Source organism: Brachybacterium sp. ACRRE (genome assembly GCF_022346485.1).
Taxonomy (GTDB): domain Bacteria; phylum Actinomycetota; class Actinomycetes; order Actinomycetales; family Dermabacteraceae; genus Brachybacterium; species Brachybacterium halotolerans.
Genome location: NZ_JAKRMO010000094.1, coordinates 1 through 10,106, shown reverse-complemented (window position 1 = coordinate 10,106; position 10,106 = coordinate 1). Strand labels below are relative to the sequence as shown.

The window sequence follows — 10,106 nt, the reverse complement described above, 5'->3', positions numbered from 1 at the left end:
CATCCCCCTCCCCTCACCCGTCGCCGATCCCCGCGTCTCATCGGACACCCCGTGGTGGGCCGCGCGATCCGCCGCGAGTACCCTGATCCCAGCGCTCACCGTCGCCGCGGTGGGCGCTTCCGCATTCCGGCCGGTCACCGCGCTGCGCGCCGCATCCGGTCCGGCGACCCCCGCTCCCCCGCGTCAGGACCCTCTCCGTGCCCGAGACCCCCACTCCGCGACATCCGTCGATCGACTCCGAGTCGTCGAGCCCGTCGGCCGACCCCGCGCTCGCGGACCCGTCGACCTCCGCGGCCGCGCCCCGCACCGCGCGCCCCGAGGACGAGCGTCTGCCCCTCCCCCGCAGCCTCGTCTACGGCGCCCAGCACGTGCTCTCGATGTACGGCGGCGTGGTCGCCGTCCCGCTGATCGTCGGTGGTGCCGCGGGACTGCCGGGAGACCAGATCGGGGTTCTCGTCGCCTCGGCCCTGTTCGTCTCGGGCGTGACCACGCTCCTGCAGTCCCTGGGCATCCCCTTCTTCGGGGCGAAGCTGCCGCTCGTGCAGGGCACCACCTTCGGCGCGGTCTCGACGATGCTCGTCATCATCGCGGGCGACGGCGGACTCCCCTCGGTGTTCGGGTCGGTGATCGTCGCCGGCGTCGTCGGCTTCCTGCTCGCTCCAGTGGTCTCGCGCCTGCAGCCGCTGTTCCCGCCGGTCGTGACCGGCACGATCATCGCCGCGATGGGCATCTCGCTGCTGCCGGTCGCGGCCGGCTGGATCATGGGCACGGAGGGAGCCCCCGGCTACGGCAGCGCCCTGCACCTGGGCCTCGCCGCGCTCACTCTCGTCGCGGTGCTCGTGTTCTCACGGATCCGGGCGCTCTCGGGCGTCGCGATCCTGCTGGGCATCGCCGTGGGCACCGTGATCGCCGCGATCGTCGGGGCCGCGGACTTCTCCGAGGTCCTCACCGGGAGCGTCGTCGCCCTGCCGCGCCCGTTCGCCTTCGGCGTGCCGACGTTCCATCTCGCGGCGATCGTGCCGATGGTCGTGGTCATCATCGTGACCCTCATGGAGACCACCGCGAACCTGTTCGCGGTCACCAAGGTCGTCGGCACCGACCTGCCCCCTCGGCGCCTGGCCGACGGGCTGCGCGCCGACATGGCCGCGAGCGCACTGGCCCCGCTGGTGAACTCGTTCCCGGCGACCGCGTTCGCGCAGAACATCGGACTGATCTCGGTCACCCGCGTGCGCTCGCGCTTCACCGTGGCCGCGGGCGGCGTGATCCTCGTGCTGCTGGGGCTCGTGCCGCTCCTGGGACGCGTGGTCGCGGCCGTCCCCCAGCCCGTGCTGGGCGGCGCGGGCCTCGTGCTGTTCGGCTCGGTCGCCGCCGCGGGCATCCGCACCATCGGTGAGGCACCGCGCCGCGACGACCGCGACGCCGGCCACGACACCCTCATCGTCGCCGTCTCGCTGTCCCTCGCCGTGCTCCCGGTCGCCGTGCCCGCGCTCTACGACGCCCTGCCCTCGCTGGCCGCGATGGTGCTCGGCTCCGGCGTGAGCGCTGCCGCCTTCAGCGCCGTGCTCCTGAACCTGCTGCTCAAGGGGCGCGGGGGCATCCGCCCCCACGATCACCTCTAGACGGGCCCGAAGGCCCGGCGGCCCGGGTGCTCGGCAACCCGCTGGGCCGGGCGCCCGGGGCCCGAGCCCGGGCACAAGACACGAGGCCGGCGAACCAAGAACGTGCGTCCTTGGTTCGCCGGCCTCATATCTTCGGTCCTCGGCCCACTGGCCGCGTGTGTCGGCCGACGGACCGGCCGCGGCGCTCAGGCGAGGTAGTCGACGTCCTTGGTCTCCGAGCCGATGAACAGCGCGACCAGGGTGACCACGGCCGCCAGTGCGAGGTAGCCGCCGACGAGCCAGAGCTGACCGCCCATGGCCGTCCACAGGGCGATCAGGGCGTAGGGCGCGGGTGCCGCGCCGATCACCGAGGCCATGTTGTAGCTGACGGCGCTGCCGGTGTAGCGGACGTCGGCCTTGAACATCTCGGGCAGGAACGCCGCCATCGGGCCAAAGGTGAGGCCCATGAGCGTGAAGCCGATGATCAGCGCGGCCATGACGCCCACGGTGCCGCCGCCCACCAGGGGGTGCAGGAGCAGACCGTAGATGCCGATGAGCGCGGTGACGATGAGCAGCATGCGGCGCCGCCCCATACGGTCGGCGAGCGGACCGGAGACCACGGTGAAGATGCCGAAGAAGACGACACCGATGATGAGCATGGTCAGGAACGTCGGGCGTGCGTAGCCGAGCCCGGGCACGGCCCCGTCGGCAGGCGTGGTGCCGACGACCATGAGGAACGCGGTCATCATGTAGAAGAGCACGTAGGTCGCGACCATGGCGAGGGTCGCGAGGATCAGCGGCTTCCAGGCGGTCTTGAACACGCGGGCGATCGGCACCGAGGCCACGCGCTGCTCGTCGAGGACCTTCTGGAAGGCGGGGGTCTCCATGAGCTTGAGCCGCACCCACAGACCCACGATCACGAGCGCCGCGGAGAACAGGAACGGCAGTCGCCAGCCCCAGGAGGCGAACTGGGCGTCGGTCATGGTGAGGCTGAGGATCACGAACAGGATGTTCGAGAGGATGAAGCCGATCGGCGCGCCGAGCTGCGGGAAGGTGCCGTAGAGGGCCCGCTTGCCGGCGGGCGCGTTCTCGGTCGCGAGGAGGGCCGCGCCGGACCATTCGCCGCCCAGGCCCACACCCTGGCAGAAGCGCAGGAGCACGAGGATCGCGGGCGCGAGGATCGTGAAGCCGGGGGCGGAAGCGGTGGGCAGCACGCCGATGAGGAAGGTCGCGATGCCCATCACCAGCAGGCTCGCCACGAGCGTGCGCTTGCGGCCGATGCGGTCGCCGAAGTGCCCGAAGATGATCGAGCCGATGGGGCGCGCGAAGAACGCGACGCCGAAGATGGCGAAGGAGCTCAGCAGCTGCGTCGTGGGCGTCTCGTTCGGGAAGAAGAGCGCGGGGAAGACCAGCGAGGCCGCGGTCGCGTACGCGTAGAAGTCGAAGAACTCGATGGTCGTGCCGACCATGGAGGCGACGATCACGCGTCCGCGCGTGTTCGCGGGGGCTGCGTCGGGTGCATTCGGCTCGGAGGGGGCCGACGTCGTCGGGGCGGGATAGTGCGTCACGATCGGCGAATTTACGCTCAAGTCTCGGCATGCGGAATAGTGTCCGAAATATGGAACCCTAGTGTCCGCGAACGGCCGCCGAGTTCCGGTGACGCGGCCCACGCACCGGTGACCGACGGCACGCACCTTCGTCCACAGCCGCCCTGCGGCCTGTCCTCTGCCGCTCTAGTCTGTCGCTGTGCCCTCTGCGAACGCGCGTGACCTGACTCCCGAGGAGGCCCGTGCCCGCCTCGAGGAGGTCCTCGAGGTCTACCGCGCCGCGTGGGACGCGAGCGCGTCCCTTCTCGATCATCTGCGCGGTCGGATCCGCCATTCGCTCTCGCTGGTCCCTGGCACGCGGATCGCCGTGGTGGAGGACGAGCAGACCTCGCAGCTGCACTCCATGCTGTTCGGGCATGCCTACCATCCGAGCTCCTGGTGGCCGCGGCAGGTGCAGGGCGCGCTCGAAACAGCAGGGCTCGCGGACTGGACGCGCGACGCCTTCGAGGTGGTCGAGGTCGCGACCACACCGTGGGCGCGCGGACGCGGCTTCGCCCGTGCGCTCCTCGAGCATCTGCACGCGACGATGCCCCAGACCACCTCGCTGCTGTCGACGGGCCCCGACAACCCTGCGCGGGCGCTCTACCGTCGCTGCGGCTACGTGGAGCTGCTGCCGAACTTCCGCTACGAGGTCACCGGCTCCCCCGCCGTCGTCCTCGGCTACCGACGCGCCTGAGGCCGGTCGACCCTGAGGCCGGTCGACCCTGAGGCCGGTCGCACCGGAGCGCCGACGGGCCTGAGGGCCCACGCGCCTGAGGGCCGCCGGTCCGGCGGTTTGCCCGGCCCTTCACCCCTCACGCCCGGCCGCTCACTCCCCGCGCTCGGCGCCGATCTCTCCGAGGAGCGCCCGCGCGTAGGAGCCGTGCACGGACTCGTCATCCGAGGGGTGGTACAGGCCGGCGCGGACGTCACGCGAGAGCCGCTCGAGCTCCGAGGTGCGCGAGAAGTGCGCGCCGCCGCTCGCGCGGAGCACCTGGTCGACCGCGCCGATCGCCGCCTCGGTCGCGCGGTGCTTCACTCCTGAGAGCTGCAGGAACCAGCGCGGTCCGTGGTCCACGGTCCCCGGCCCGCCCGTGCCCGTGCCCATCGCGTCGAGGTCGGCGACCAGCTTCTCGATCTGCAGCACCGATCCGTCCAGGGCGATCGCCGCGCCGGCGAGGCGGCTGCGCACGTCCGGGTCGTCGGCGAGGACGATGCCGCGCGTGGCGCTGCGGCGCCGAGACGCGATCTGCGTGCCCAGCTCGACGGCGCGTTCGGCCAGTCCCGTGTACACGGACGCCAGGAGCAGCTCGAATGCCCCGAAGATCCCGACCACGAAGGGGTCGGTGTTCGGACCGACGGGCGTCCGGGTGATGACGTCCTCGGGCGCGAGGTGGGCGCCGTGCAGGCGGGTGGTGCGCGACTGCGTGGCGCGCATGCCGTGGGTGTCCCAGTCCTCGAGCGTCTCGACCGCGTCGGTGCGCTCGATCGAGCCGAGGACGAGCGGGAGGTCGACGTCGTCCCCGGGGATCCGCCCGTGCACGACCAGCCGGTCCCACACGGGGGCGAGCGAGGTGAAGATCTTCGTGCCCTCGAGCAGGTATCCGCCCTGGCCGTCGCTGCGGGCGACGGTCTGGGAGTCGAAGAGCATCGCCTCGTTGCCGGGTTCGGAGATGCCGAAGGCGAGAAGGCGCCCCGCGAGCGCGTGCTCGAGCAGCGGCTCGACCCCTTCGGCGCCCAGGCGATGGGCGTGCAGGGCGGCGCCGGTGATCACGAGGTGCATGTTCATCGCCAGGGCGGTCGCGGGCGCGGCGCCCGCGAGGCGGCGCTGGACGCGGCTCGCCTCCAGCAGGCTCGCGCCGATCCCGCCGAGCTCGCGGGGCACGAGCAGGCGCAGGTAGCCGAGCTCCCGGAGATCCTCGAGGTCATCACGGGGGAAGGTGTTCTCGCGGTCGTGGACCGCGGCGCGCTCACGGAAGCCGCGCAGCAGCGGATCGGGCAGGAGGGCGGCGGCGTCGACGGTCATGGCCCCACCGTAGGCCAGACGCGGGCCGCTCAGGCCGGGCCCGTGTCCTCGAGGGTCGCGACGACGGCCCGATGGTCCGATGCCTTCCCCGGCGGCACCTCGACGGCGCGCGCGACGAGCGGCCCGTGGACCCAGATCCCGTCGATCCTCCGCACCGGGAACACGGCGGGGAACGATCCGCGCACCCCTGCGCCCACGGTCCGGCCCGTGCCCGGCAGCCGCGAGACCACGGCGGCGAGCACGTTCGAGGCCGCCGAGACCACCGCGGTGGTCGCGACGGCGAACGCCGGCGAGCGCAGCGCCGCCGTGAGGGTCCTCCCCACGCGCCCGGCCGCCGATGCGCCGCCGATGGCACGGACCTCCGAGACCTCGCCGTCCGAGGTACGGATGTCGCGGCCACCGCCGACCGGTGCCCGGCCGCTGGCCTCGAGGGCCGCGTCGCGCCAGCCCGAGGCGGCGAGAAGCCGCATCTCGGGGGCGCTCTGATCGGCGTTCATGTCTCCGAGCAGCAGCGCGGGAGGAGCGGCGGAGCCGTCGACGTCCGATGCGTCGACGCCCGATCCGTGCAGGTCCTGTGCCCGCCGGGCTGCGACCTCGAGGATCCGCCCGATCTGTGCGCGGCGATGCTCGGGGCGCTCCGTGTCCAGGTGCGTGACGAGGACGGTGAGATCGGGGCTCGCCGGCGCGTCCGCGGGATCGGACCTGTTCCCCGCCGAAGCGTCCGCGGGGCCGGCCTCGTCCCGCGCCGTGCGCACGCTCGCGCACAGCACGGCGCGCGGTTCGCGCAGCGGCCCGAGGCCGGGAGCGGCGGGCAGCAGGTGCGTCTCGGACTCGAGGATCCGCCCCCGGACCAGCAGTGCGACCCCGTACTGGCGCCGGGGCCCGTCGGGGTCCGTCCCCGGGCGGTCGATGGCCGGCGCGAAGGCCACGTCCATCCCGAGCATCTCGGCGAGCGCCCGAGCCTGGTCCTCGCCCGCGGAGCGGTCGCCGAAGGCGACGTCGACCTCCTGCAGGCCCACGACGTCCGCGTCCAGTGCACGGATCTCCGCCGCGGTGCGGGCGAGGTCGAGGTGGTCGTCGGCCGAGGCGCCGTGATGGATGTTGAACGTCGCCGCGCGCAGCGTCCCCGCCCGTCCGGACCGACCACCCGGTCCGCCTCGCCCGGCCTGCCCCGCGTGCTCGCTCATCAGTGCAGGCAGCCGGGGCCCAGCAGAGCCTTGAGCGAGGCGTAGAGCGCGGCCGACGGCGAGACCGCGAGCCTGCGGTCGAGCTCCATGAGCGTGGAGCGTCCGGGCTCCTGGAGCTTCAGCCGCACCTCGCTCATGCCGCGGTTGTCCTCGAGCACGCCGCGCAGGTCCTCGGCGATCCGCTGGGTGAAGCGGGCCGCGGGCACGGTGATGATCACGGGGCCGTCGGTCCCCATCGAGCTGGAGGTGTCGGGGATCGTCATCTCCATGACGCGCATCTCGGGCATGCCCTTGGAGGTGTCGACGCGGCCCTTCATGGAGACCACGAGATCCTCGGCGAGCTCGGTCGCGACGGTCTGGTAGGTGGTCGGGAACAGCAGGCAGTCGATCGCACCCTCGAGGTCCTCGACCGTGGCGATCGCCCACATGTCGCCCTTCTTGGTGGTCTTGCGCTGCAGGCCCGTGATGAGACCGGCGATCGTGACCATCGTGCCGTCCTCGATCGCACCGTCGTCCGCCAGGGAGCTGATCGTGGTCGTCGAGTTCTGGGCGATGATGTGCTCGAGCCCGTGCAGCGGGTGATCCGAGACGTACAGGCCCAGCATGTTGCGCTCGAAGGCGAGCTTCTCCTTGCGGTCCCACTCGGGGACCTCGGGGATCGTGATGGTCGCCGAGGACCCAGAGGCCTCGTCGCCGTCCTCCCCGCCGCCGAAGAGGTCGGAGCCGAACAGGTCGTACTGGCCCTGGGCCTCCTTGCGCTTGACGCCGACCACGGAGTCCACGGCGTCCTCGTGGATGAGGACGAGGGAGCGGCGGTTTGCTCCGAGCGAGTCGAAGGCGCCGCCCTTGATGAGGGACTCGATGGTGCGCTTGTTGCACACGGTGAGCGGGACCTTGTCCAGGAAGTCGGTGAAGGACGTGAAGGCGCCCTTCTCCTCGCGGGCCTGCAGGATCGCCTCGACGACGTTCGCGCCCACGTTGCGGATCGCGGAGAGCCCGAAGCGGATGTCGTCGCCGACGGCCGAGAAGTACATGTCGGACTCGTTGACGTCCGGGGGCAGCACGGTGATGCCGTGGTGGCGGCAGTCGCCGAGGTAGAAGCCGAGGCGGTCGCGGTTCTCCTGGGTGGAGGTGAGCAGGGCCGCCATGTACTCGGTCGGGAAGTGCGCCTTGAGGTAGGCCGTCCAGTAGGAGACCACGCCGTAGGCGGCGGAGTGCGACTTGTTGAACGCGTAGTCCGCGAAGGGCAGCAGCGTGTCCCAGAGGGCCTTGATGGCGGCGGCGGAGTAGCCGCGCTCCTTCATGCCTGCCTCGAAGGAGACGTACTGCTTGTCCAGCTCCGCCTTCTTCTTCTTGCCCATCGCGCGGCGCAGGATGTCGGCCTCGCCGAGCGAGTACCCGGCGACCTTCTGGGCGATCTGCATGACCTGCTCCTGATAGACGATCAGGCCGTAGGTCTCGGCGAGGACCTCCTGCAGGGGCTCCTCGAGCTCGGGATGGATCGGGGTGATGTCCTGCAGCCCGTTCTTGCGCAGGGCGTAGTTCGTGTGCGAGTTCATGCCCATCGGGCCCGGGCGGTAGAGCGCGCCGAGCGCGGAGATGTCGCCGAACTTGTCGGGCTTCATCTGCCGGCAGAGCTCTCGGTAGCCGGCGGAGTCGAACTGGAACACGCCCGCGGTGTCGCCGCGCTGGAGCAGGGTGTACGGGGCGGGATCGTCGAACTCGAGGGTCTCCAGGTCCGGGGCGGTCTTCCCGTTCTTCCCGATGTTGTCGAGCGCATCGGAGACGATCGTGAGGTTGCGCAGCCCCAGGAAGTCCATCTTCAACAGCCCGAGCGCCTCGCACTCGGGGTACTCGAACTGGGTGATGACCTGGCCGTCCGAGGGGCGGCGCATGATCGGGATGATGTCCGTGAGCGTGTGGCTGGACATGATGATGCCGCAGGCGTGCACGCCCCAGCCGCGGGCCAGTCCCTCGACGCCCTTGGCGATCTCGAGGACGCGCTGCGCATCGGGGTTCTCGTCGACCACGCGGCGGAACTCGCCGGCCTCGGCGTAGCGCTTGTGCTCGGGGTCGTGGATGCCCGAGAGCGGGATGTCCTTGCCCATGACCGAGGGCGGCAGCGCCTTGGAGAGCATGTCGCCCATCGCGTACGGGTAGCCGAGCACGCGCGAGGCGTCCTTGAGGGAGTTCTTCGTCTTCATGACGCCGAAGGTCACCAGCTGGGAGACCTTGTCGTCGCCGTACTTGCGGGTCACGTACTCGATGACCTCGCCGCGGCGGCGATCATCGAAGTCGACGTCGAAGTCGGGCATGGAGACGCGGTCGGGGTTCAGGAACCGCTCGAACAGCAGGCCGTGCTCGAGGGGGTTCAGGTCGGTGATGCGCATGGCGTAGGCGACCATCGAGCCGGCGCCCGAGCCGCGGCCCGGCCCCACGCGGATCCCGTTCTCCTTGGCCCACTTGATGAAGTCGGAGACGACGAGGAAGTAGCCCGGGAAGCCCATCTGGGTGATGATCCCGGTCTCGTACTCGGCCTGCTTCTTCACGTCGTCCGGGATGCCCTGCGGGAAGCGGTACTCGAGCCCCCGCTGGACCTCCTTGATGAACCACGAGTGCTCGTCCTCGCCGGGCGGGCAGGGGAAGACGGGCATGAAGTTCGCGCCCTCGGCGGTCGTGGTGAAGGAGACCTCGCACATCTCGGCGATCTTCAGGGTGTTGTCGCAGGCCTCGGGCAGCTCGCGGAACAGCTCGCGCATCTCGCGGGCGGACTTCAGGTAGTAGCCGGAGCCGCCGAACTTGAAGCGACCCGGGGTGTCGAAGGTGGAGCCCGAGTTGATGCACAGCAGGGCGTCCTGGATCTTCGCGTCCTCCTCCGTGACGTAGTGGAGGTCGTTGGTCGCCAGCAGTGGGGCTCCGATGTGCTTCGAGAGCTCGATGAGCTCCTTGGTCACGCGCTTCTCGAGATCGAGGCCGTGGTCCATGAGCTCGACGAAGTAGTTCTCCTTGCCGAACATGTCCTGGAACTCGCCGGCGGCCTTCACCGCCTCGTCCCACTGACCCAGACGGAGGCGGGTCTGCACCTCGCCCGAGGGGCAGCCGGTGGAGGCGATCAGACCCCCCGAGTACTTCTGCAGGATCTCGCGGTCCATGCGCGGCCACTTGCCCATCTGCCCGTCGAGCGAGGCCTCCGAGGCCAGGCGGAACAGGTTGTGCATGCCCTCGGTCGAGCGCGAGAGCAGGGTGAGGTGCGTGTAGGCGCCGCGGGCGGAGACGTCGTCCCCGGCCTCCTGCTGGGCCTTCGTGCCCCACTGCACACGGGTGCGGTCGTGGCGGCTGGTCCCCGGGGTCACGTAGGCCTCGACGCCGATGATCGGCTTCACGCCGGCGGCCGTCGCGGTCTTGTAGAACTCGTAGGCGCCGAACACGTATCCGTGGTCGGTGATGGCGATGGCCTTCTGGTCCTGGCGGACCACCTCGTCGATGAGTTTGTCGACCTTCGCGGCCCCGTCCAGCAACGAGTAGTCGGTATGGACGTGGAGGTGAACGAAGTCGTCGGCCATGCGCTCCAGCGTACTGGTGAGGGCCGACGGACGGGCCGTCCCGGCGGGCCTCGGAAGGGTCGGGGAGGTCACCCCGGCGCGTCGGGCGCGTCGGGAATGCGGGCGGGGTTCCGGGCGTTCGCGGCGGGCGTCCGGGGCTGTCTCTT

General features: G+C 71.0%; 6 protein-coding genes. 2 read left to right on the top strand and 4 right to left on the bottom strand.

Annotated elements, in window-relative coordinates; genetic code table 11:
* The first annotated feature begins 197 nt into the window (after positions 1–197).
* Complete coding sequence (locus MHY49_RS17940; protein ID WP_239206429.1) at positions 198–1,619, top strand: nucleobase:cation symporter-2 family protein; 1,422 nt, start codon at positions 198–200, stop codon at positions 1,617–1,619.
* 185 nt (positions 1,620–1,804) lie between these two features.
* Here the strand turns inward: MHY49_RS17940 and MHY49_RS17935 are convergent, their stop codons facing one another.
* Complete coding sequence (locus MHY49_RS17935; protein ID WP_228358822.1) at positions 1,805–3,166, bottom strand: MFS transporter; 1,362 nt, start codon at positions 3,164–3,166, stop codon at positions 1,805–1,807.
* A gap of 178 nt (positions 3,167–3,344) precedes the next feature.
* On the opposite strand from MHY49_RS17935, the gene MHY49_RS19435 reads away from it, so the two are divergent.
* Positions 3,345–3,881, top strand: a complete 537-nt coding sequence (locus MHY49_RS19435) for a GNAT family N-acetyltransferase (protein WP_239206427.1) — start codon at positions 3,345–3,347, stop codon at positions 3,879–3,881.
* Positions 3,882–4,013: 132 nt separating this feature from the next.
* Here the strand turns inward: MHY49_RS19435 and MHY49_RS17925 are convergent, their stop codons facing one another.
* Genes MHY49_RS17925 through dnaE form a run of 3 tightly spaced genes read right to left on the bottom strand, consistent with a single transcriptional unit; the run spans position 4,014 to position 9,960 of the window.
* Positions 4,014–5,210 carry an acyl-CoA dehydrogenase family protein gene (locus tag MHY49_RS17925; RefSeq protein WP_239206425.1) on the bottom strand — a complete coding sequence of 399 codons (1,197 nt, stop codon included), beginning with the start codon at positions 5,208–5,210 and terminating at the stop codon, positions 4,014–4,016.
* 29 nt (positions 5,211–5,239) lie between these two features.
* Positions 5,240–6,397, bottom strand: coding sequence for an endonuclease/exonuclease/phosphatase family protein (locus tag MHY49_RS17920; RefSeq protein ID WP_239206423.1), 1,158 nt, complete (start codon positions 6,395–6,397; stop codon positions 5,240–5,242).
* The gene (gene dnaE, locus MHY49_RS17915) at positions 6,397–9,960 is read right to left on the bottom strand and encodes a DNA polymerase III subunit alpha (protein ID WP_239206421.1); all 3,564 of its coding nucleotides are present in this window, start codon (positions 9,958–9,960) and stop codon (positions 6,397–6,399) included. The genes MHY49_RS17920 and dnaE overlap by 1 nt, the downstream gene beginning before the upstream one ends.
* Positions 9,961–10,106 lie beyond the last annotated feature (146 nt).